This window comes from Candidatus Tumulicola sp. (genome assembly GCA_035601835.1).
Classification (GTDB): Bacteria; Vulcanimicrobiota; Vulcanimicrobiia; order Eremiobacterales; family Eremiobacteraceae; genus DATNNM01.
Map to the genome: position 1 here is coordinate 66,540 of DATNNM010000016.1, position 23,487 is coordinate 90,026.

At 63.6% G+C, this 23,487-nt stretch carries 21 protein-coding genes; 4 read left to right on the forward strand and 17 right to left on the reverse strand.

The window, feature by feature from the left end; translation table 11 throughout:
* Positions 1-27: 27 nt before the first annotated feature.
* The 5 genes from VN934_10770 to ftsE form a co-directional block, all read right to left on the reverse strand.
* Positions 28-1,380: a S41 family peptidase gene (locus tag VN934_10770; GenBank protein HXM19273.1), complete on the reverse strand. Its 1,353-nt coding sequence runs from the start codon at positions 1,378-1,380 to the stop codon at positions 28-30.
* Positions 1,380-2,825, reverse strand: coding sequence for a S41 family peptidase (locus VN934_10775; GenBank protein ID HXM19274.1), 1,446 nt, complete (start codon positions 2,823-2,825; stop codon positions 1,380-1,382). Before VN934_10775 ends, VN934_10770 begins: the two co-directional genes overlap by 1 nt.
* A 141-nt stretch (positions 2,826-2,966) precedes the next feature.
* The gene (locus VN934_10780; protein ID HXM19275.1) at positions 2,967-4,205 is read right to left on the reverse strand and encodes a peptidoglycan DD-metalloendopeptidase family protein; all 1,239 of its coding nucleotides are present in this window, start codon (positions 4,203-4,205) and stop codon (positions 2,967-2,969) included.
* Positions 4,202-5,086: a permease-like cell division protein FtsX gene (ftsX, locus tag VN934_10785; GenBank protein ID HXM19276.1), complete on the reverse strand. Its 885-nt coding sequence runs from the start codon at positions 5,084-5,086 to the stop codon at positions 4,202-4,204. Before ftsX ends, VN934_10780 begins: the two co-directional genes overlap by 4 nt.
* Positions 5,073-5,762: a cell division ATP-binding protein FtsE gene (gene ftsE, locus VN934_10790; protein ID HXM19277.1), complete on the reverse strand. Its 690-nt coding sequence runs from the start codon at positions 5,760-5,762 to the stop codon at positions 5,073-5,075. The genes ftsX and ftsE overlap by 14 nt, the downstream gene beginning before the upstream one ends.
* A 63-nt stretch (positions 5,763-5,825) precedes the next feature.
* Here ftsE and VN934_10795 point away from each other — a divergent pair, with 63 nt between their 5' ends.
* Positions 5,826-7,016, forward strand: a complete 1,191-nt coding sequence (locus VN934_10795) for an acyl-CoA dehydrogenase family protein (GenBank protein HXM19278.1) — start codon at positions 5,826-5,828, stop codon at positions 7,014-7,016.
* Between the two features lie 117 nt (positions 7,017-7,133).
* Here VN934_10795 and VN934_10800 read toward each other — a convergent pair whose 3' ends face one another.
* The 12 genes from VN934_10800 to VN934_10855 all read right to left on the reverse strand — a co-directional run bounded on the left by VN934_10800 (position 7,134) and on the right by VN934_10855 (position 21,212).
* Entirely contained in the window at positions 7,134-7,589 is a 456-nt protein-coding gene (locus VN934_10800; protein ID HXM19279.1) for a transposase, read from the reverse strand.
* A gap of 120 nt (positions 7,590-7,709) precedes the next feature.
* Entirely contained in the window at positions 7,710-8,759 is a 1,050-nt protein-coding gene (locus VN934_10805) for a hypothetical protein (protein ID HXM19280.1), read from the reverse strand.
* Positions 8,760-8,987: 228 nt separating this feature from the next.
* Entirely contained in the window at positions 8,988-12,650 is a 3,663-nt protein-coding gene (locus tag VN934_10810; protein ID HXM19281.1) for a TonB-dependent receptor, read from the reverse strand.
* A gap of 188 nt (positions 12,651-12,838) precedes the next feature.
* Positions 12,839-13,723 carry a succinate--CoA ligase subunit alpha gene (sucD, locus tag VN934_10815; GenBank protein HXM19282.1) on the reverse strand — a complete coding sequence of 295 codons (885 nt, stop codon included), beginning with the start codon at positions 13,721-13,723 and terminating at the stop codon, positions 12,839-12,841.
* A 51-nt stretch (positions 13,724-13,774) separates the two neighbouring features.
* Positions 13,775-14,908, reverse strand: coding sequence for an ADP-forming succinate--CoA ligase subunit beta (gene sucC / locus VN934_10820; protein HXM19283.1), 1,134 nt, complete (start codon positions 14,906-14,908; stop codon positions 13,775-13,777).
* The gene (locus tag VN934_10825; GenBank protein ID HXM19284.1) at positions 14,908-16,128 is read right to left on the reverse strand and encodes an acyl-CoA dehydrogenase family protein; all 1,221 of its coding nucleotides are present in this window, start codon (positions 16,126-16,128) and stop codon (positions 14,908-14,910) included. Before VN934_10825 ends, sucC begins: the two co-directional genes overlap by 1 nt.
* A complete protein-coding gene (locus VN934_10830; GenBank protein HXM19285.1) occupies positions 16,128-16,967 on the reverse strand; it encodes a 3-hydroxybutyryl-CoA dehydrogenase in 840 nt (279 codons plus the stop codon). The genes VN934_10825 and VN934_10830 overlap by 1 nt, the downstream gene beginning before the upstream one ends.
* A gap of 295 nt (positions 16,968-17,262) precedes the next feature.
* Complete coding sequence (locus VN934_10835; GenBank protein HXM19286.1) at positions 17,263-17,871, reverse strand: isoprenylcysteine carboxylmethyltransferase family protein; 609 nt, start codon at positions 17,869-17,871, stop codon at positions 17,263-17,265.
* Positions 17,868-18,824 carry a GDP-mannose 4,6-dehydratase gene (locus VN934_10840; protein HXM19287.1) on the reverse strand — a complete coding sequence of 319 codons (957 nt, stop codon included), beginning with the start codon at positions 18,822-18,824 and terminating at the stop codon, positions 17,868-17,870. The genes VN934_10835 and VN934_10840 overlap by 4 nt, the downstream gene beginning before the upstream one ends.
* Positions 18,824-19,795, reverse strand: a complete 972-nt coding sequence (gmd, locus tag VN934_10845; protein ID HXM19288.1) for a GDP-mannose 4,6-dehydratase — start codon at positions 19,793-19,795, stop codon at positions 18,824-18,826. The genes VN934_10840 and gmd overlap by 1 nt, the downstream gene beginning before the upstream one ends.
* A complete protein-coding gene (locus VN934_10850) occupies positions 19,777-20,700 on the reverse strand; it encodes a DMT family transporter (protein ID HXM19289.1) in 924 nt (307 codons plus the stop codon). Before VN934_10850 ends, gmd begins: the two co-directional genes overlap by 19 nt.
* A complete protein-coding gene (locus VN934_10855; GenBank protein ID HXM19290.1) occupies positions 20,697-21,212 on the reverse strand; it encodes an acyl-CoA thioesterase in 516 nt (171 codons plus the stop codon). Before VN934_10855 ends, VN934_10850 begins: the two co-directional genes overlap by 4 nt.
* Before the next feature lie 49 nt (positions 21,213-21,261).
* Here VN934_10855 and VN934_10860 point away from each other — a divergent pair, with 49 nt between their 5' ends.
* The 3 genes from VN934_10860 to VN934_10870 are packed head-to-tail and all read left to right on the forward strand — an operon-like array spanning position 21,262 to position 23,463.
* Positions 21,262-21,927 (forward strand): sigma-70 family RNA polymerase sigma factor, encoded by a 666-nt coding sequence (locus tag VN934_10860; protein HXM19291.1) that lies wholly within the window; start codon positions 21,262-21,264, stop codon positions 21,925-21,927.
* Positions 21,908-22,441: a zf-HC2 domain-containing protein gene (locus VN934_10865; protein ID HXM19292.1), complete on the forward strand. Its 534-nt coding sequence runs from the start codon at positions 21,908-21,910 to the stop codon at positions 22,439-22,441. Before VN934_10860 ends, VN934_10865 begins: the two co-directional genes overlap by 20 nt.
* On the forward strand, positions 22,438-23,463 hold the full coding sequence (locus tag VN934_10870; protein ID HXM19293.1) for a hypothetical protein: 1,026 nt from the start codon (positions 22,438-22,440) through the stop codon (positions 23,461-23,463). The genes VN934_10865 and VN934_10870 overlap by 4 nt, the downstream gene beginning before the upstream one ends.
* Positions 23,464-23,487 lie beyond the last annotated feature (24 nt).

Below are 23,487 nucleotides of genomic sequence, written 5' to 3' on the forward strand. Positions count from 1 at the left end.
TTCGCGTGGACGCGAGAGGCGACCTGGTTAGTGCGTTACGGGGGCTGGGGCCGGCGGCGTGAGTTGGTCGCGCACGAACGACACCGCGCGCTGCAATTGCGAGTCGAGCAGCAGATTGCCGATGTTCTCCACCTTGACGTCGGGCACTTCGATGTCCGGCTTGATGCCGATCGTATTGATGTCGCGTCCGCTCGGCGTGAGGTAGCGCGCGGTCGTGATCTTGATGGCGCTGCCGTCCGGCAGCGGGTAGATCGTCTGCACTTCACCCTTGCCGTAGGTCTTCGTGCCGATGAGCACGCCCGTACCCGAATCCTGGATCGCCCCGGAGGCGATCTCCGATGCGCTGGCGGTGTAGCCGTTGACCAGCACCGCGAGCGGCCGCGACGCCACGGCGCTGTCTTGAGCGTTGATGGTCGTCAGGGGTTTTTGGCGCTGGTCGATCTCCACGATCGGCCCGTCAGCGACGAATTTGGACGCCACGTCGATCGCCGCGTTCAAATAGCCGCCGCCGTTGTTGCGCAGGTCGAGGATGTAAGCCTTGACCCCCTGTTTCTCCAGGCCCGCGAGCGCCCGCGTGATCTCGTCGCCGGTGGTCGTGCCGAAGACCAGCACGCGCACGTAGCCGACGTGGTCGTCGATCATGCGAGTCAGGACGCTCGGCTCGTGGATGAAATCGCGCGTGACTGAAAACACCAGTTGCTTGTCCGCGCCGACGCGCTGCACGACCAGCTGCACCTTCGTGCCGGCTTTGCCGCGGATGAGTTTGCTGTCGTCGACGGTGCTCAGGCCTTTGGTCGGTGTTCCGTCGATCGTCAGGATGACGTCACCAGGCTGCATGCCCGCCTTTGCGGCCGGGCCGCCGTCGAGCACTTGCACGATCAGCAGCGATTTCGTCGCCGGGTCCACATCGATGACGACGCCGACGCCAGGGAAGCCGCCGCCCTCAAGGTTTTCGTTGAGGCTGCGGTACTCTTGGGGCGTCATGAACACGGTCCAGCGATCGCGCAGCGACTGCATCATGCCGGAGATGGCGCCGTACGCGAGCTCGCGCTCGCCGACGGTGCGCCCGTACTCGCGATTGACGACTTTCAGCTCTTCATTGAGCGCCGCGATATCGGCGCTGTCACTGCCCAGGTGGCGGACCACCGGCACGTGGGTGGGATCACCGCCCTTGTTCTTCACCGCGGTCTTGAAGCCGGATACGGCGCCGTCCAGCAGCGCCTGATAGTCGACCTGTTTGTAGAAATCGATCGTGGCGCGCAGGAACGAGTAGTCCAGCATGGACTTGTTGACGTCGTCTGCAGCGCGCGCGGGCGCTGCGAGCAACGAAACGCCGGCGAGGATCGCGGCGAAGAGCGTGCCGGTGATGAGTTTTTTCATTATGGGTTCCTAGTGTCGAGCGCGATCTGCTTGCGCAGGTAATCGACCGCAGCTTGGAGCTGGACGTCCTTGCCTTGGAGGCCGACAATCTTCGGATCCATCGGCACTCTGATGTTGGGCTCGATACCGCGCTTGTCGATGTCGCGGCCGTCGGGCGTGAGGTAGCGCGCGGTCGTGATCTTGATGGCGCTGTTACCGGGCAAATCGTAGATGGTCTGCACGACGCCCTTGCCGTAGGTCTTGGTGCCGAGCAGCACGCCCACGCGCGAGTCCTGGATGGCGCCCGCCGTGATCTCCGAGGCGCTGGCCGAATACTGGTTCACCAGCACGACGAGCGGCTTGGGCTGGATCGCGTCCTGATACGCGTCTTGGGTCTCCACTTGGCCGCGACGGTTGACCGTCGAGACGATCGGCCCGTCGGCGATGAACTTGGACGACACCTGCACCGCCGCGTCGAGCAAGCCGCCGCCGTTATTGCGCAGATCGAAGACGATCGCTTTTGCGCCCTTGGCCAAAAGTTTGTCCAGCGCATCGGTGACTTCGCGTTCGGAGGTGTCGCCGAAGTCATAGAGTTGCACGTAGCCGACGTCTTTACCGATGAGATGGTAGGACACCGACGGCACGTGGATCTGCTCGCGCACGACGGTGTACGTCTTTCGCGCCGAGCCCTTGCGTTCGATGTCGAGTCTGACGGCCGTGCCGACCTTGCCGCGGATCAGCCCCATGACCGAGTCGAGGTCGATAGGCTTGGTCTCGTGCCCGTCGACGGCGACGATGATGTCGAGCGGTTTCAGACCGGCGCGCGACGCCGGGGTGCCTTCAATCGGGTTGAGGACTTCGACGTCTTTGGTCTTGGGGTCTTTGCCGATATAGATGCCGATGCCGCCGAAGTCGCCGCCGCGCATGAGCTCGTTCAACGATCTCACTTCGCGCGGGCTCAAGAAGACGGTGTATGGATCGGAAAGCGTTCCGAGCATGCCGCTGACGGCGGCCGTGGTCAGATCGTCAAGACTGACGCGCGCGCCGTAGCGGTCAAATGCGGCGTTGAGGATCTTGTTGGCGGCCGCCGCGTCGGTGTCGGGATCACCCGTGGCGGCATCGGGCTGCGGCAGCTGGCCGTCGATCTTCTTCTTCTTCAAGAACGCGAGCAGGCCGCGCCGTTCGCCCGTGAGCAAGCCGGCGTCGCTCACCGGCTTGTAGAAATTATCGTTGACGCGCTTGAGCGAAAGGTCAAGGATCTGCAGATCTTGACTGCGGTCTTGGGGGTTTGCCGGATTCGCGCCGATGGTGAAATCGTGGCGCTCGTTTCCGAGTCTGAACGCCAGCAGGGGATACTGCGAAGCTGACGGGCGCGGCAGCACATTGGCGCGCTCGGCGACCAGCACTGCGCCGGCGAGGATGACAACGGCTGCTAAAACGGTAGCGGCAAGGCGGGTGAAGGACACGGGTTCCTTTCAGGCGTTTCTTTTTTCGGGACGCCGTTGTACTCTAGAACGTGTAGAAAGTCTGTATTGTTCTGTTAGACCTGATTCCCTGTTCGCTGTTGCAAAACCGCCTTCTGTCGCTCAATGTCGCTCATCGGCCGCTCACAATCGGCTCAGTGGATTCACAGGAACGCCGTTGACGCGGATCTCAAAATGCAGGTGCGGCCCTGTGGCATAGCCCGTCGCCCCGACCCGGCCGATCAGCTGTCCTCGTTGGACGTTCATGCCCTTGCTGACGAGCATCGACGAACAGTGCGCGTACAGCGTGGATAGCCCGTTGCCGTGCGCCACCACGATCGCTTCGCCGTATCCGCCATACCAATCGGCCATGATGACGGTGCCGTCGTCCGAGGCGACGATCGGGTCGCCGTAGGAGGCCGCGATGTCGATGCCCGTGTGCATGCGATAGCCGCCGAGAATCGGATGCCAGCGCATGCCGAATCCCGACACGACCGGACCATTGACGGGCCATATGAAGTGGCCCGAGCCTTCAAGCGGCTCTTTCGGAACGGGCAAGCCTGCGGCGATGGCGGCTGCGCGGCGCGCTTGCCACGCGGCGAGTTTCGCTCGGCGAATGGCTTCTTGCGCTTGACGCTCTTGCTCGCGGATGAGGTCTTGCAAGCGCGCTTCTTCGGCTGCCGTCAGTTCTTCGAGCTGGTTCACCTGCTCGGCTATCTGATTGCGCTGGACCTGCGCGGCATACAGCAGCTCGCGACGCCGATCGGCCAACTGCGCCAGCTGTCCGCGCTTGGTCTCCTGGTCCTGGCGCTGCGCGTTCAGATCGGCCTGGGTTTGGGTGAGATCCGCGACGATCTTCCGATAGCGCTGCTCCTCGGCGTCGATGCGCGAGATGAGCGCCGTATCGGCGCGCACCACCATGGTCAAGAAATCCCAGCGCTCGATGAAATCGTCGAACGAGGTGGCGCTGAGCAGCACGTCGAGATACGAGGTCGCGCCGCGCTCGTACATGTCGACCATGCGGCGGTCAAGCGCCCCGGTGTGGCGGTCGAGGCTGGCGCGCGTCGCCGCGAGTTGGCCTTGACGGACGGCCAGCCGTTTCTCGGTGAGCGCGATCTGGCCGTCGAGGTCGCCCAGCGCCGAGGTCACGCGCGTGATGGCGCCGTTGGTGTCGTCCAGTTGCGATGAGATCGTCTGCACTTTGTAGCGCGCCTGGTGCAGCTGACCGCGTTTTTGCTGCAGCTTGTGACGCGTGGCCTCGATCAGCTGCTGTTTCTGCTTGATTTTCTCGGAGAGCGGCACCGGCGGTTGCTTCGGGGCCGCGGCATCGCCGGGCCTCGGGATCAGCAGCAGGAGCGCGAGGGCGAGGACGACCCGCTTCACGCGGTCTCTACGAAGCGGCTGACCGAGATCCAACTCGAGAACATGCCGATGAGTCCGCCGATGAGGAGCAGTTCCAATGCGATGTGCCCGACGGGCACCGCCGAGAGGTCGAGCGGGAGGAACGGCAGATTCAGGGCAAGCTTGGGAACCAGCGCATGGTAGGTCGGCCATAACACCGCCAGCCCCACGGCGGCGCCGATCAATCCTGACAGCACGCCTTCGAGCACGAACGGCCATCGGATGGTCCAGCGCGTCGCGCCCACCAAGTGCATGATATTGATCTCGCGTTGGCGCGCGAACACGGTGAGCCGGATGGTGTTGTAGATGATCAGCGCGTTCGCGATCAGCAGCAGCACGATGATGCCGATACCGATGTAGCCGAAGACCGTCTCTGCGCGCAATAATTTCTGCGTGTGCTGACTGCCATAGTTCACATACGATACTTCGGGCCGGCTCGTGAATTCTTGCGCGACGACCGGCACGTTCTCGGGATCGATCGTATGGATGATGATCGAGTTGGGCAGCGGGTTGCTGTTGATCAGCCCGAGATCGACCTGACCGTGCAGGCGTTTGCGCAGATCCGCGAGCGCCTGATTCTTGCTGACGAAGCGCGCGCTGTCCACGCGTGGATCGATCTGCAGCGCGTGGAGCATCGCGGTGATGGTCGGGCCCTCGACTTCATCCTTGAGATAGACCGCGATCTCGAGCTTGCTGACCACGCTCTTCATGACGATGTCGGACGAACTGCGCAGGAACAGGAAGACGCCGAGGACGATGATCGAGATGGCGACCGTGCCGATAGCGGTGACGGCCATGGCGGCGTTGCGGGTGAAGTTCTGAGCGACCTCGCTCCAGAAAAAGCGGACTTTACCCCAATCCAACGTGGTACCGGCCCCGTTCTTCGTCGTGCGCGATGCGCCCGTGGATGAGGCGCACGACGCGGCGGCGCATGCGATCGACGCTGGCCTGATTGTGGGTGGCGACGACGACGGTCGTGCCTTTGGCGTTGATGCGCGCCAAAAGCGCCATGATCTCGCTGGAGGTCTCCGGATCGAGGTTACCCGTCGGTTCGTCGCACAGCATGATCAGCGGATTGTTCACGAGCGAGCGCGCGATGGCGGTGCGTTGCTGCTCGCCGCCCGACAACTCGTGCTGGAACATCTTGCTCTTGTGCGCGATGCCGACCAGTTCGAGCGCGCGCGGCACGCGGCGCATGACGTCGCGCGAACTGGCGCCCGTCACCTGTAGCGCGTAGGCGACGTTCTCCCACACCGTTTTTTGGCGCAGCAGCTTGAAGTCTTGAAAGACGACGCCGACTTTGCGGCGCAAGAACGGGACCTGCGATTCAGGTAGACGGGACAGAGGGCGGCCGTCAACGGTCACATCGCCCGCAGTGGGACGGACTTCGCGATAGATGAGCTTGAGGATGCTCGACTTGCCCTGTCCGGTGCTGCCGACGAGAAAAAGAAATTCGCCTCGATTTATTTGGAGGTTGATGTCGGAGAGGGCGTGGACGCCGTTAGGGTAGACCAGCTTGACGTCCTCAAACAGAATCACTCTGGAGTCTATGTTTCGCGGTCGGGTTCCGCCGCCCTGTGGCATGCCAGGCTTGTATGTGGTATGCCGGACTTTAGTCCGGCTCGAGCGAAGCTCGACGCGGCCATGGACTTCGATCTGACGTCCGATCAACTGGATGTGCAAAAACTATGTCGCGACTTCGCGGAGGGCGAGGTCGCGCCGCACGCGCAGGAGTGGGATGAGCAGTCGCGCTTCCCGCTCGACGTCGTGCAAAAGATGGCCAAGCTCGGGCTCATGGGCCTGCCGTTTCCTGAGAAATACGGCGGCGCCGGCGCCGACACGGTTTCGTACGCGCTGGCGGTGATGGAGATCGGGCGAGCGGATGCGTCGGTCGGCATCACCCTTGCCGCGCACGTGTCGCTTGGCACCGCTCCGTTCTTCATGTTCGGTTCTGAGAAGCAGCGTCAGGAGTATCTGCCGCGGCTGACCTCCGGGGAATCGTTGTGGGCGTTCGGACTCACCGAACCGCAGGCGGGCTCCGACGCCGGTGCGACCAAGACCACTGCGACGTTGAACGGCGGCGCGTGGGTCATCAACGGCTCGAAGTGCTTCATCACCAATGCGGGGACGCCGATCACAGGCGGAGTCACGATCACCGCGGTGACCGGGCGCGGCGACGGCGACCGGCCGGAGATCTCGAACATCATCGTGCCGACGGACACGCCGGGTTATTCGCGCGCCAAAGCCTATAAGAAGATGGGCTGGCGCGCCTCGGACACGCGCGAGTTGACGTTTCAGGACGCGCGCGTGCCCGAAGAGAACGTGCTCGGCCAGCTCGGTCAGGGCTTTCGACAGTTCTTGGACGTGCTCGACGGCGGGCGCATCAGCGTCGGGGCGCTTTCGGTCGGGCTGGCGCAAGCCTGTTACGACGCGGCGAGCAAGTATGCGAAAGAACGCCAGCAGTTCGGCCAGCCGATCTCCAAGTTCCAGGCCATACAATTTCAACTCGTGGACATGGCCGTGGAGATCGAGTTGGCGCGCACCGCGGTGCTCAAGGCCGCATGGCTCAAGGATCGCGGCCGCGAGTTCGCGCTCGCGGCGGCCATGTCCAAGCTCTACTCAGGTGAAGTGTCGCGCCGCTGCGCCAACGCCGCCGTGCAGATCCATGGTGGTTACGGCTTTATGGACGAGTATCCGGTGTCGCGCTACTGGCGCGATTGCAAGATCAACGAGATCGGCGAAGGCACGAACGAAGTGCAGCGCATGGTGATCGCCCGCCTCCTGGGTTTCTAATTGTAAGCGCCAGGTTTGTAGTGCCAGGTTTGTAGTGCCGGGGCTTTAGCCCCGGTTCTTGTGCTGCCGCGTCTGTAATGCTTGTTGTAGTGCCGGGGCTTGAGCCCCGGTATATCCCTAATACCACGGGTCGAGGATCCCAGAATACGGGTAATCGCGAAAGTCTACAACAAGCCCGGCGCGAATCGGATTCTCGAGCGTGTACCGAATGGTCGCGTCGCTCTTCTCATATTCCCGCACGATGTGGTCGTGATAGCCGCGTTGCCATAAGAATGAGTGACCCGACATTCTGCACCTATGCAAGATTGTGGCCTTGAGGGTGCCGACGATATCGCTGAGAGGGCGTGAATCGCTTTGCAGCCGGGCCACCATGTGGATGTGGTCGGGCATGACGCAATATGCGTGGAGGCCGTACCACTCGCGTTCACGGTACCTCAAGATATGGTCGCAGGCGATGATCGCGGCCGCGGGCGTGCGGAAGATCGGCTGCCGGTTGCTGACGCGAAACGTTATAAAGTACGAACCCGGAGTCGTATAATCGAAGCCCTTCAGCCGAGGACTGCCGTCAGCCATGGTTCGTTCTTCAAGCAACGCGGTATCGTTGTCAAGGGGTTGAACCGGGGCTAAAGCCCCGGCACTACAATTAGCCCGTCGATCGCGAATGCGACGAAGCGAACAGGGGAGGTCTTGGCGTTAGTGTGTGGTGTCCAGGAACAGGCCGAAGCCGCTCAGCGACACTTGCGCGTCAAAGATCACGCGACGATTGGGGATCGCGTTAAAGGCGCCGCTCGCGGTGGTCGCGTTCGGCAGCACGTCGACCGCCTGCGCGTCGTAGACGAACAGCAAGTCGCGAACCGCGTCGTACGCGAGCCCGAGCGGACCCGCGAAGTTGGTGATCGTCTGCGCGTGCGAGGCCGAGCCATTCAGGGTGCTGGCCGTCATGAGCACGTCGACTTGCAGGTGCGATCGCTCTGCGACCCACAGAACATCCGTCGTCGGATTGTAGGCAAGACCGTCGGGTGAGAACAGGCCGGTGATCTGGCGGTTCGCGGTCGCCGCATAGTTGGTGTGTGCGATCGCAGCGGCGTTTGCGCCGGCGCCAAAGGCGTCAAAAACGCCGATGACGCAGCCATTGTCGCTCACGAACAGCCGGTCGTGCACGGGGTCGTAATACATCTCTTGCGGGCGCGGCGCGCCCGATACGCAGCCGTCGGTCATAGTGAGCGTCGCGGTGCCGGCCGGCGTGGTGTTGCCGCCTTGCCCGAGGGTCGAAGCGCTTGCGTAGATCTGTACCGTATTGCTGGTGTTCTGCGCGACGATCAGCAGGTTGTGCGTGACATCGAACGTGGCCGCGCCTTCCTGGTTCGTCAGCGGCACGGTGAAGTCCGGATTCACGTTGGTCTTGGTCAATGCCGTCGTCCAGACCGAAATCCGATTGTTGGTCTGGTCCGGGTACCACAAGACGTCCGCGGCGATTCCGTAGATGATGTCCGGGTTGGCGATGTCCGCGGTCGGGTACACGTTGCTGGCAAGAGCTCCGCCGTTAATTCCCGACGCTCCCTTATATGCGCGCACCGTGCGCGACGTCGCATCTTGCACGTACAGCGTGTCGGGCGCCACCGTCGCCGACGAGGTCGGGGTCGGAGTCGGCACGGGGGGCGTCGTGGTCTTGGAGCACCCGGCGATGACGAGCACGGCCAGCATGCCGGCGGAGAGCATGGCAAAACCCAGACGCGGACTCATCAAGCGGGCGATCTCCTTAGCTGTTGAAGAGGTTGAAGCGGGGCTGGAACGCACGTGCGCCGGCTCGATTCGGCCGGCGGCGCACCCCGCGCGTGATGTCCGGGGCTTCGACCAGAAGCACGGGGCGACCTCCGGGGCTAAAGCCCCGGCACTACAAACGTTGAGGCGATCTAAATTGGAAAGGCCGCCGGGCGAACCCGGCGGCCTTCGATTGTGAGCTCTGTTGCTTTAGAGCTTGACGTTGACGTTGAGCGACGCGTTGAACGGCGACGTCGCCACGTTCGGCAGATACGGGTACTTCACCAGCGGTTGCAACACGTTACCGGGGTTGTAGAAGTTGCCGACCGACGGGACGTTGCCGCTGATCACGCCGTACGAACACCAGTGGCGATCATTGTTCACCCACGCCTGCTTCGATCCGCCGAAGCAGGTGTTGATGACGTTCGCCAGGTTCAACTGGTACGACACGCGTGACGTCGCGTCATAGCTGATCGCGAAGTGGCCAGAGAACTGGCTGGGCTCCGTGAACGAGCCAGGCGCGTCGAACACGTGCGTCGACGTATCGGGAATGATCAGGAAGTTGGAGCAGTTGGTTGCGTCTGCCGCCGTTCCCGTGCCGCCGTACGGATAGCGCGGGTCGGTGGGGGCGACTGCACCCAATGTCGACGCTCCGCAGGTGTTCGGATCGAATCCGACGGTGCCTTCCGGAGCGCCGTACTTCGTCCCCGAGTGGAACTGGAACGCGGGGATGAACGCCCATTTGTCGTGCTTCATCTGCAGCACCAGCGACGCCACGTGCGGCGTGATGAAGCTCACCTCGGAGAGCTGGATGCCCGCCGGGATGATGTCGTACGGCGTGTAGGAGCCGTTCGGATCGAACAGCTTCTGCGCCGGGGCGTTGAAGTACGGATTCGCGATACCACCGGGGGTCGCATTCGCGTTGACGCCGCCGTCGACGCCGCACATGCTCGTCGCGTTCGTCGATGAGACCGCGCCGACGCATGCCGACGTGAACGAGTTGTAGTGTTGGATGTCGCTATTGATCGAGGCCAGCACCGTCGAGCCGTTGGGCAGCGGTGAGTACTTGATCAGGCTGTGCGTAAAGGTGTACGAGAACTGGCCCGCCCAGCCGTTGTTGTTGAAGTTGCCGAAGTTCAGCTCGAACTCGACGCCGCTCGTCGTTTGTTTTCCGGCGTTGAGGCCGGAGACGAACGCCGTCTTCGGGTCGATGAAGAGCTGCTGCACCTGGTCAGAAGTCGCACGGTAGAACGGCGTCAACTTGAACGACGTCTGCGTGTTCTTGAAGTGGTGCTCCAGCGACAGGTCGTAGTTGTACGAGATGGAGGGCCGGATGGTATGGTTCGGCGAGTTGTAGCCGAACTTGAAGAACAGTCCCCCGATGAGCTGACCGAACAGGTTTTGCTCCAGCGTGTTGTACTGCTGGAAGGCGGCGTTCGCGGGCTGCGAATACCGGCCTGCCGAGAAGCGCAACACGTCGTCCGGGTTCAGCGTGTAGGTCCCGCCGATGCGGGGTTCAGTTTCCGGATACGTCACCGAACCGCCGTTGGCCGTTCCGTTGACCATGGTCGCCGGGATGAACGGGTTGCCGCCGGCAGACGCGACGAGCGTCGAGCACGGCTGCGTGATGGAGATCGCCCCGACCACTCCGACAGGCGGGTTTGTTTTGTCAAACGGCTGTCCGCCTTGGAACGTCGGCGCGTAGCACTGCGACGCGTTCCACGCGGCAAGCCAGAAGTCGCGAGCCCCTCCGCCCGTAGGCGTGAACTCGAACTTGTAGACGTTTTCCCGCAGACCGAGGTTGAGCGTCAGTCTGTCGGTTGGCTTCCACGTGTCCTGGATCGACGCCGCGTAGTAGCGCGGTGTGACCGTGTTGAACGTCGCCCACGGACCGGTTTCGCCGGCGATCCAGGCGCAAGCGCCGGCGCAGGCCCCACCAGTGTTCGGATTCGGGAGGCCGCTCGCCGCGATGTTGTCGAGCTCGAGGCTTACGCCCGTGTCATCGGTATTCTCGCACGAGCGCGCGATGCCGCCGAAGTAGCAGATGCCGGTCAGCGGATTGGCTGCATTGACCCTGAAGGCCGCCTGTTGGCGTGCACCGCTGAACGAGTTCCTCTGCTGCGTGTTGTTGTCGCGCACGGTGCTCGCCGTCGAGTACCCTACGTCCACGTTGAGGAGATGTTTCGGCGAAAGCTGACTCACGTACGAGACGGAGCCGCCGCGCGTGTGCGTCCACAGTTCGTAGTCGTCCGGACAGCAGCCCACATAGTCATTGTTCAATGTCAGTGGACCGTGCAAGAACCACCACGAGTAGAAGATGTAGCCGTAGACGCGCAGGTACGAGTTGGTGCCGATGTTGCGCTGATACTGCAGTTTGTAGATGCCCTGGCCGTTGTCCGCAGTGTCACGCTTGTTGTCCGGCACGTTGCCGCCCAGGCCCGCTTGGCCTTCGCTCGGATACGCGTAGGGTACGACATTACCGGCTTGGGTAGGATCGGCGCCCAAGAAGAGCTGGCCTGGCGCCACGTTGTTCCACTGGCGAGCTATGCCGGGAGTGAACGCAGCCTGACCGTTGTTGCCGAAGCCCGGGCCGCCGTCAAACGTGTTGCCAACGTTATTGGCGAAGAAACTCGGGCCGCCCCAGTCGTTCGTCGAGCTGTAGTAGTACGTGTACAGTTGGAACACGTCGTACAGCAGCTGGATGTCGTCTTTGCCGCTGTCACGATGGTGCGGGATGCCGATGTGGAAGTTGAACACGTTCTCGCGATCGGTCAACTTCGCCGGAAATGTCATCGTGTACGGGCCCATGACGTAGCCGCCGGGGCCGACTGGGAATGCCCCGAAGTACGCTCTGTTCGCATAGCAGCCGGAGAACCCGCTGCCCGTGCCACCGGGGCCGGTAGTGCAACCTGCGCCGTCATTGGTGCCGTCCCACGGCACGCCGTAGCTCTGCGTGATGCTGGCGCCGTTGCTGTTGTCGAAATACCGCGGGCCGGAGTCGACGAGACCGATGCCCACGTAGTACGAGAAGTTGCGGTTGGGCGTGGCCCCACCGAACTCGATGTTGGCCTTGTTGTAAAGACTCGGCCCGCCGATGCCAAAGCTCGCGCTTGCGAAGCCTGGATACGTGCCGCTCTTGATCACTTGGTTGATGTAGCCGGCGAGGCCCTGCGACTCTGAGTTGGCGGGCGACGCGCCCGTGTACAACTGCAGTTCCTGTTGGCCGAGCGCCGAAAGATTGGTGGTCGGATAGTTATCGAACGACCGGTTGACCGGCACGCCGTCAAACTCATAGCCGACTTGGTCGTAGTCTCCGCCGCGGATGTAGACGGTCTGATACCAGCCCGACTGTCCGGGAGGAACGTACGCGCCGGGGAGCGCTGCGATCGCGGAATAACCTTGATCGCCGCCGCCGCCGCCGCCGAGCACCGCCGTACGCGCTTGCGCCTTCTCGTTCACCGAGTAGACGTCGGCGGTCGTGCCGGGCTTGACGAGGTCTGCAGACGAGCGACTGGTGATAACGCCGAGAGTCCGGACGAACTTCTTCGCTTGAAGATTGACCGTCTGGGTGTTGTCGGCGAATACCGTGACGCCGCGTTGCACGAGAGTCTCGATCACGTTCTCTTCCGATACCGTCACGGTGTACGTGTCCGGCACCAGAGAGATCATCGAGAAGTGACCTCCATTGTCCGTGGTCGCCGTTAGGGTTTGACTCGGCGACGAGGCGGTCACTTTGGCATTGGCGACTGGTGTCGTCGTGCCCTCAAGGAACACCGTGCCTGATAGCGATCCGGTTGTGCCCGCCAGTGCCCATGTTCCCTGGCATAGCAAAACCGCTAAAGCTAAGAAGGCAATTCTCAAATAACCTTTCATGGTTTTTTGGGTTCCCTCTTATTCAATTACGAAGGGTGATACGTTCGGCGAGCGACCAGAGGCCGCCCGTGAACTGCCAAGCCAGCTTGCCGCCGGGGCGACAAGCTTGCATGTCCCAGGGTTACGCGATTCATGCTGCCTTAACCTTGCCGGGCCCGGGCTGCGCCGTCCCAGCGTTCAGCAGATTTTCAGGCCCGCGCGTGCGCTCGGAACGCTACATCCACAAGTCCGGGAATGTCGGCCGGGCTGTCCGCTACGGGGACGCCCACCTTCCGGAACGCCTCGATTTTCGCTTTAGCCGTGCCGCCGCTGCCGCTCACGATGGCGCCGGCGTGACCCATGCGCTTTCCTTCGGGCGCCGAACGGCCGCCGATGAACGCGATGAGCGATTTGGTGAATTCGCGCCGCTGGATCATCGCCGCCGCGTCTTCTTCATCCGTGCCGCCGATCTCACCGACCAGCACCACGGCTTCGGTCGCGGGGTCGGACTGGAAATCGGCCAGACAATCCACGAAGACGGTGCCGATGATCGGATCGCCGCCGATGCCCACGCACGTGCTTTGCCCGATGCCCGCGCGCGTCAGCTGATCGACGATCTCATAGGTGAGCGTGCCGCTGCGCGAGATCAGACCCACCCGGCCTTGCGAAAACACGTGGCCCGGCATGATGCCGGCAAGCGACTCGCCGGGAGTGACGACGCCCGGGCAGTTGGGGCCGATGACGCGCACGCCTTTCGGTATGACGGCCATGACCTTGAGCATATCGTGCACCGGGATGCCTTCGGTGATGCAGATGATCAATGCTATGCCGGCATCGGCCGCTTCCAAGATCGCGTCCGCCGCCGCCGGCGGCGGAACGAAGATGACGCTGGCGTTCGCGCCGGTCTTGGCGCGCGCCTGAGCTACGCTATCGAAAACGGGGAATTGATCGACGGTCTGACCGCCCTTGCCGGGCGTGACGCCGCCGGCGAGCTTCGTGCCGTACGCGCGCATCCGGTTCGCGTGATACAATCCCTCGCGCCCGGTGATCCCCTGCACGATGACGATGCTGTCTTTGTTGAGGTAGATCGACAAAACATTTCCTCCGGGATCCGGGGCTAAAGCCCCGGCACTACATTTTCTATATCATTTAGCGAGGGCGACGGCTTGGCGCGCTCCTTCATTCATCGTCTCAACCGACCGGATGGCGTTGGCCTCGAGCACGGCGCGGCCTTCCTTCTCATTAGTGCCGGTGAGACGGATGACGAGTTTGTCCTTGCTCCAGGAGCCTCCGCCAAGCGCTTCCACGAGGCCCTTTGCGACTTCATCGCCGCGCGTGATGCCGCCGAAGATGTTGATGAAGAGCGATTTGACCTTCGGGTCGGCGGTGACGATGCCGACCGCCTCGCGCACGATATCCGCTTTGGCGCCGCCGCCCACGTCCAGAAAATTAGCCGGCTCGCCGCCCGCGGCTTTGACGGCATCGAGCGTCCCCATCACGAGACCGGCGCCGTTGCCGATGATGCCGACGTTGCCGTCCAGATGCACGTACGCGAGGCCGGCTTTGCGCGCCCGCTCTTCAAGCGGATCGCTGGGCAGATCCGTTTTCCACGCTTCGAGTTCTTTGTGGCGGAAGAGCCCGTTATCGTCGATGTCGACCTTCGCGTCCGAGGCGATGAGGTGCCCGTCGCGCGTGACCGCGAGCGGGTTGATCTCGACCAGCATGGCCCCGACGTCGAAGAACAGCGCGTAGAGCTTGCCGAGGATGGCCACGAATTCGCCCATGACCTCCTTCGGAATGCCCGCTTCAAAGGCGACCCGGCGGCCGACGAACGGCCAGTAGCCCATGGCCGGATCGATGCGGTACTTGGCGATCGCCGACGAATCGGTGGCCGCCACTTCTTCGATGTCCATGCCGCCCATCGCCGACGCGATGACGATCGGGCGCTTGCTCTGCCGATCGACGGTGATCGAGAGATACAGCTCGCGCGCGATGTCCACGCGCTGCTCGATCCAGATGCGCTTCGCGATCTCGCCCTTGATGTCCATGCCGAGGATGGCTTTGGCGGGCTCGACTACGTCCTCAGCGTTGCTGCAGAACTTGATGCCGCCCGCCTTGCCTCTTCCGCCGATGAGCACTTGCGCCTTGACCACGGAGGGCGCGGGATTGTCGCGCATGATGGCGACAGCCTCCTCGACGCTGCTCGCGACCTTACCCTTGGGCACGGGAATGCCGGCCGCCGCAAAAAGTTCTTTGCCTTGATATTCGAGCAGTCGCATCAGGTCTTGTTTTTCTCTCGCTCTTGCGCCGGCGCGCCGTTGCTGGCGCGACGCGGCCGGTCGGTAGACGTGCGCTCGTCGAGCCGCCCGAGCAGCTCGCGCGCGATGACGATGCGTTGGATTTCGGACGTGCCTTCGTAGATCTCGGTGATCTTGGCATCGCGGTAGTAGCGCTCGGCCGGGAATTCCGTCGTGTACCCGTAGCCGCCCAGGATCTGCACGCACTCGGCGGCATGCCGGCGCGCCGCCGTTGAAGCGAACAGCTTCGCCTTCGAGGACGCCTCGACCACGCGCCGCCCCTTGTCCTTGAGCGATGCCGCGCGATAAAGCAACAGCCGCGCCGCATCGAGGTCGACGGCCATATCTGCGACTTTGAATGAGACGGCTTGAAACGCGCCGATCGGTCGCCCGAACTGGTGGCGATCGAGCGCGTAGCGCACGGAGGTGTCGAGGCACGCTGCCAGGATGCCGACGGCTTGTGCAGCGATGCCGATGCGCCCGACCGCGAGATTTGCCAGCGCGACCTTGTAGCCCTCACCCTCGCCCGCGAGCAGTTGAGACGCGGGCACGGGCGTTTCTTCAAAGACGAGATCGACTGTGTCGGAGGTCCGAATGCCCAGCTTGTCGGTGGGTCGGCCGACCGAAAACCCGGCTGTGTCGCGATCCACCAAGAACGCGGAGATGCCCTTCGGGCCTACACCGCCGGTGCGCGCGAAAACCACGAATGCCTTGGCGTGACTGCCGTTCGTGCACCACTGTTTGGTGCCGGTGAGAAAATAGGTGTCGCCGCGCCGCGGGGCACGCGTGTTGATCCCGGACGCGTCCGAGCCCGCCTCGGCTTCGGTGAGCGCAAACGCCCCCAGCCATTCGCCGGTGCACATCTTCGGAAGATAGCGGCGCTTGAGCTCATCGGATGCGAACTGCTCGATGATCCGGGTGACGAGCCCGGCGTGCACCGACACGGTGACGCCGAGGCCGGCATCGGCTCGGCTTAGCTCTTCGATGGCGATCGCCACGCTGACCGAGTCCATGGCCGCGCCGCCGTACGCATCGGACACCGACATCGCCATCACGCCGATGTCGCCGAGCTTGCGCATGAGGCCGATCGGGAAGGTCTGCTCGCGGTCCCATTGCGCGACGTGCGGCGCGATCTCGCGAGCCGCAAAGGCCGCCACGGTTTTGCGGACGGCGCGCTGTTCTTCGGTTAGTTCAAAATCCATTAATAATGATAGAAGCCGCGACCGGACTTCTTGCCCAGATAGCCCGCGGCGACCATCTTCTTCAACAGCGGACATGGGCGATACTTCGCGTCGGAAAAGCCTTCGTACAGGACTTGCATGATAGCCAAGCACGTGTCCAGACCGATGAAGTCTGCGAGTTCGAGCGGTCCCATCGGATGATTCATGCCGAGCTTCATGACGGTGTCGATGTCCTCGGCGCTCGCGACGCCCTCCATGCGCGCGAAAATGGCCTCGTTGATCATGGGCATGAGCACGCGGTTGCTGACAAAGCCGGGGTAGTCGTTGACCTCCACGGGCGTCTTGCCGAGTCCCTCGGCGAGTTTTTTGGTGAATGCGAAGGTGGCGTCCGAGGTGGCGAAGCCGCGAATGATCTCGACCAGCTTCATGACGGGTACCGGATTCATGAAGTGCATCCCGATGACGTTCGGCGCGCGCTTGGTGGCCGCCCCTAGCTTCGTGATGGAGATCGATGAGGTGTTGCTGGCCAGAACCGTCTCCGGCGCAGTCACGCCGTCCAGCGTTGCGAACAGCGCTTTTTTGAGAGACTCGTCCTCGCTGGCCGCTTCGATCGCGATGGCGACGTCGATCGGCGTGCGCAGATCCGCGTGTGGGATGATGCGCGACAACGCCGCGTCCGCGTCCGCGCGCGAGGTCTTCCCCTTGTCGACCGCGCGCGCCAAATTCTTTTCGATGCCGGATCTGCCGCGCTCGATCGCTGCGGCGTCGACGTCGTTGAGTGCGACGTCGTGGCCGGCGGCGGCGCAGACATGCGCGATGCCGGCGCCCATTTGACCGGCGCCGACCACGAGTATTTTCATTTGGCGGATATACGTCGCGTCAGACGGCCGGCCTTTATAAAAAAAAAGGCCGCCCCTTCGGGCGGCCCATCATTGCGGACAAGAGTCTGCGGCGCTACTTCGTTTGTGACCGCTTGGTGCCGCGAGGCCGGACCCCCCAAAGCCTGCTCTGGAGGGGAGTCTCCGCAGACCCGGCCTCATCGGCCGAACGCCGACGACTAGAATCCGCTCCACGAGAATAGCATCGGGCTCTCTGGCCCCACAAGCCAACGGGTGTTCGAGGAAACGATATCACTTGTCCCGCGGTACGGGAAATTTACGGACCGATTGTCCACGCCCGCAGCGGTCCGAGCTTGAGCAGCACCGCCGTCGCCATCAATGCGAAAAAGACCAAGGTGATCACTTCGGCCCGCGCTATCACCGCGCTGCTCCACTTTCCCGTCTGCCCGCTGCGCGGCAGGCCTGCGCCGCGCGGAAAAATGCGCGGCACCGTGACCATGTATGCGCTGTACTGCGGAAAAGTCTTCGCCAGGTAGCGTTCTTCATGCGGGATGATGACGCCGTAGACGCCGCCGACCGCCGCGAGCACGAAGATCAGCAGCAGCGCGGCCAGCCGCCACGGCAGCGCGCCGGCGAAAGCGAACCAGAACCCGAGCGCGATGATCGCGTTGCCGAGATACAGCGGGTTGCGCACGATCGCGTAGGGGCCGGCGGTGACGAGCGCGGGCGCGGTGACCACTTCTGCGCGAGTGGTGACGCCGGAATAACCGACGGCCCAGATGCGCAGCGCTTCGCCCATGAGCGCGACGCAAATCCCCACCAGCGCGCTCACGCCGCTCGGCCGGCCGAAGACCAAGAGGGCGAGCGCGACGGAAACGAGCAACGCGCCGCGATTTTTGAAGACCACATCGCGCCAATCCGTCATGCTTGACCCAAGAACCACTCGTAGAGATCTTGCAAGGTGCGCAGCCACGGAATCGTCGCCTGCCAGCCGGTGTCGCTGCGAAGTGCGCCGGCGTCGCCGACGATCATGGGCGTATCGACCGCGCGCACGAGCGCCGGATCTTCTCGGATCTCGACCGCTGCTCCGGACAGGTGCGACAAGTCGTCGACCACCTCGCGCATGCTGATCGCGTGCCCGCTGCTCACGTTGTAGGCCTTACCGGACGTCCCTTTTCGCGCGAGCAGCCGGTAGGCTGCGACCACGTCGCGCACGTCGAGGAAATCCCGTCGCGGCGTCAGGTTTCCGACGGCGAGAACCGCAGGCGACTTACCCTTGCGCATGTCGGCGAATTGTTTGGCAAACGCCGCCACCGCAAACGCCGTGCTTTGGCCGGGTCCGGTGTGATTGAACGAGCGCGTCGCCACGACGTTCAGCCAGCCTGCTCGGGCATATTGCAGCGCCATCATCTCGGCGGCGGCTTTGCTTGCCGCGTACGGGTTGTTCGGCACGAGCGGCGCGTCCTCGCGCAGCGGCAGCTTCGCGGGATCGACCGCGCCATACGCCTCCGCGGAACCGACCGCCAGCAGCGTCGCGCCGGGCGTCTCCGTCCTCGCGGCTTCGAGCAGCGCGGCCGTTCCGAGCGCGTTCGTGGTCAGCGTGTCGATCGGATCCTCAAAGCTCGCCCTCACGGAAGCCTGGCCGGCGAGGTGGTAGATGACGTCGGGCCGCACCGTGCGAAGCGCCTGGCCGAGCGCCACGCCATCGCGGATGTCAGCCGCGAGCCACTGCACGGCCGCGGCGCTTTTTTGATCGAGCGTGGTCAGCGACGGCGTCACCGCGCGGCTTAAGCCGGCCACTTCGTCGCCGTCTCGAAGCAATGCTTTCACGAGCCATTGACCGGCGAACCCGTCTGCGCCGGTGACCAGAGCGCGCATTAGCGGCTTTGCTTGGTCACCGCGGCGATGTCGGCGTCGACCATTTCGGCGATCATGCTGTCGAACGAGATCTGCGGCTCCCAGCCGAGCTGGCGTTTCGCCTTGCCGGCGTCGCCGACGAGCACGTCCACCTCGGCGGGCCGAAGAAACTGCTTGTCCGTCACGACGAATTTCCGCCAATCCAATCCGGCGTGCGCGAACGCCGACTCGAGCAGCTCCTGCACGGAACGCGTTCGGCCGCTTGCGATTACGAAGTCGTCGGGCTTTTCCTGTTGCAGCATGAGCCACATCGCCCGCACGTAGTCTTTCGCGTGACCCCAGTCGCGGCGCGCTTCGAGGTTGCCCATGCGCAGTTCTTTGGCAAGCCCAAGCTTGATGCGCGCCACGCCGTCGGAGACTTTGCGCGATACGAACTCGAGCCCCCGACGCGGCCCCTCGTGGTTGAACGCTATTCCCGAGCAAGCATAAAGATCATACGACTCGCGGTAGTTCACCGTGATCCAATGGCCGTAGACCTTCGCCACGCCGTATGGACTGCGCGGGTAGAACGGCGTGTGCTCGTTCTGCGGCGTCTCTGTCACTTTGCCGAACATCTCGCTGCTTGACGCTTGATAGAAGCGCGCGTCCGGTTTCACCGCGCGCATCGCTTCGAGCATGCGCGTGACGCCGACGGCGGTGAACTCCGCGGTGAGCACCGGCTGCGCCCAGGACGTCGGCACGAAACTCTGAGCCGCCAGGTTGTAGACCTCATCCGGCTTGGCTTCGCGCAGCGCGCTGGCCAGCGAGTGCTCGTCGAGCAGATCGCCGGAGAGCAGGGTGATCTTGTCGATGATATGCGCGATGCGATCGAACGAGTTCGTGCTCGAGCGGCGCGTCATGCCGAAAACGGTGTAGCCCTTTTCGAGCAGCAGTTCGGCCAAGTACGATCCGTCCTGGCCGGTTATGCCGGTGATCAGGGCTCGCTTTGCCATGCCGTAGGCTTACCTGTTGGATTAGCGCCGGACCTTTCGTTAGCGTAGGCGACGATGCCGATGCCGGCGAGCGCGACCAGCCCGCCGAGCACCGTCGTCGCCACGAGCGCTTGGTGCAGGAACGCGAGCGCGAAGAGCGATGCCAGCAGCGGCTGCGCCAAGAACGATACCGCGACGACCGCTGCGGGCATGTAGCCCAGCGATTGCGAGACGAGGGTGTGGCCGAGCACCGTGGCGATGAGCGCCAAGGCAAAGCACCACACGAGATCGTGCGCCGAGATGACCAGAGAATTGCCGCCGGCGAGCGCCGCGATCAGCACCGCCACGGCGCACGTCGCATAGACCACCGACGCGTAACGCGGCGCGTCGATGCGTTGACGCACGTGGCGTCCGAACAAGAGGTAACCCGTTTCGGCCAGCGCCGCGAGCAGGGCCAGCCCGTCGCCGAACAGCGCGCGGCCTGACACGCGCAGATCCTGCGCGCCCACGATCACGATCCCGAGGATGCCAAGCGCGATGCCGGCGAGCATCAGCGGCGTCGGCCGCTCGCGCAAGAACGCCCATGCCAGCAGCGCGACGAAGATCGGATGCATGCTGACGAAGAGCGCAGCACTGGCGACGCTGGTAAATTTGAGGCTCATGGCCCACACGGTGAGATCGATCGCGAAGAGCAGCCCGGAACCCATCGAGGCGACGACGTCGGCGCGTTCGAAACGCGAGCGCGTTTGCGCGCCGCCGCTCGCGCGCACGGCAAACGCCAGCGGCACGACCAGCAGCGTCGCCATCAGCATGCGATAGGCCACGATCACGACGACCGGTGCCGACGCGAAGGCGTAAAAAATGCCGGCCATCGAAAGACCGGCGATGCCCAGCGTCAGCAGCCCGTAGCGGGCATACCACTTCATTGTTCGTGCAGCGCTCGCTCCTGCTCGCGCAGTTCCTTACGGTGGCGATAGCGCAACGCGGCTTGGCGATGGCGCAGTTTCTCAGCTGAAGTCTCGGGCAGGATGGGCGGTACCGGCGTCGGCCGGCATTGCTCGTCTAGCGCCACGAAGATGAGAATCGCGGTTGCGACGTGACGTGTCTCACGGGTAGCCAGCGTCTCGGCTTCGACTCGAACGCCTACTTCCATGGACGTGCGATGCGTGTAGTTGATCGAAGACTTGAACGTCACCATATCGCCGACGTGCACCGGATTGAAAAAATCGAGCCTGTCCACGCTCACGGTGACGCAGATGTGACCGGCATGGCGAATCGCTGCCGCGGCTGCCGCCTGGTCGACCAGCTTCATGAGCACCCCGCCATGCACGTTTCCCATAGGGTTGGCGTCGGCCGGCTCCATGAGGTTGGCCAGGGTGGTGGAGGACTCGGAAACCGGCTTGGGATCAAGCTTTGATGGGCCTTGGGACTGCTTCATTGGCGCGGGCTTTCGCCGGGGCCGTCCCGAAACTTTTTCGCGAGGATTTGTGTATAAGTCATCAACGGGAGGTTCGACGATCAACGCTGGGGTGCCGGACGAGGCGCTGGTAGGCCTCGTCCTCCAAGGGAACTCTGGTGCGTTTGAGCCGCTCGTCGAGCGGCATAAGCGGGGCATCGTGAACTTCCTCTACGGTTGCGTGCGGTCAGCCGAAGACGCCAACGATCTGGCACAGGAGACTTTCATCCGAGCATATGCGCACTTGCGAACCTTCAACCCCCAATTGGCGAAGTTCTCGACATGGCTCTACCAGATCGCGCGCAACACGGCGCGCACTCATATCGGCAAGGACCGGCGTCGACCGCAGATCGAGGAATTGTACGAAGACGAAACGCTGGAGCAGCGGCTCCCGGATACGCGGCGTGAGGCCGCTCCCGAAGCCATGATCCTCGCTGAGGACGAACAGAAAACCGTGCGCGAGGCGCTTGCGGCTGTGCCCGAGCGGATGCGCACGGCGCTCGCGTTCCGCTACTACAAGCATATGGAATATCAAGAGATCGCCGACGCCATGGGGGTGTCGCTCGGCAACGTCAAGACCCTGATCCATCGCGGCAAGGCGGCGCTGGCGCGCACGCTCGGCCGCACGCGCGATTTTGAAGCGATCGCGACGCATCAAACTCCGGAGGTAGGCGGACATGAAGTGCTCTGCCTGTGAGGCGCGCCTCCCGGCGTACCTCGACAACGATTGTGCACCGCGTGAAGCCGAAGCGCTCGCGCAGCATCTGACTTCGTGCGCGGACTGCCGCGCACAGGCGGAGCGGCTGCGCGCCGTTGAGCTGCGGCTGGCGCGCGTGCGCGGCATCGAGCCGCGCGCCGACTTCACGCACGCGGTGATGGCGCACATCGCCGTCATGCCGGCGCCGGTCGCGCGGCGCGCGCCGCTGTGGCTGCTCTTCTTGTACGTTCCGGCCGCATGGGCGGTGCTGTTCGCACTCACCGCGCTGCGCATCATCGACTGGCAGCGCGTCACTGCCGGCCTCTCGGTTTTCTCGGGCAAGCTCGGCGTCGCCGCCGAGACGCTCTACCACGTCGTCCAACACTTCCATCTCACCGCGTACGCGCTGTCCGGCGCGACGCTGGAAATAGCGCTGCTTGCGCTGGCCGTCGCCGTCGCTCGCATCTATCTGTTGAATATGCCAAGCTGGGGACTAGGAGCACGAGTACGATGAGGATTCAAGACACGACGGCCCCCGCTCAGGCATCGGCGAGATGGTGGTTCTTGCTGCAGGCCATCGCAGCGATAATGGTGCTGGCGACGCCCGTCTTTGCGAGAAGTCACGGCGGCTACAGCGACGTCGTCCAATTCGGCAGCAGTGTCGTCATCGGCGAGGGCGAGGACGTCGCCGACGTGGTCGTGTTCGGCGGCGACGTGGCCGTGCATGGCCACGTCCACGGCGATGCGGTCGTCTTCGGCGGCGATCTGCATGTCTACCCGGAGGGCCAAGTGGACGGGGACGGCGTCGTCTTCGGCGGCTCCCGCATCAATGATTCCAAGACTCGCAAACCCCACGTGGTTCCCACGCCTATGGGAACCGGCGAGCCGACGGAAACGCCGAACATGTCGGGGTCCGACAACGGCGGCAGCTATGTGGCGAACGATTTCAGCGCCGGCCTGCATTGGATCAACTTCGTGATCGCTGACGCCATACTCGCATTCCTGGCGTTCCTGCTGTTCCCGATACGCGCGCGGATCACGCTCGATCACATGACCGCGCAGCCGCTCGTTTCGGTGCTCTTGGGCTTCTTCGCGCCGATCCTGCTGGCGCTCGTCATGCTCGTGATGGTCGTGACCGTCATCGGCATTCCGCTCGTGCCCGTCGTGGCCGTCGCCTTCCTGCTCGCCTACCTCATCGGCAAAGCCACGATCGGGGCATTCGTGGGCCGGCGCCTGCTCGAAGTCGCAAAAGTCGTCGAACCGAATCCGCTTGCCGCGGTGGCGCTCGGCTTGCTCATCATGGTGGTGGTGTGCGGCGTGACGCCGCATTGGTTCGGCGTCCTCATCTTCATCGCAATCGGCGCGCTTGCATCGGGTGCAGCGCTTCTCGGCCTCATGCGCGTGCGTGCGGGGCTCACTGGTCCGCCGCCGCCGAGCGGCTACGTGCCGGTGCCGGTCGGAGGCTATCCGCCGAGCGGGTATCCGCCGGGCGGTTATCCGCCTCCACCGCCCTCCGGACCACCCGCGGTCCCATAACAGCACGGACCTAAAGGTCCGTGG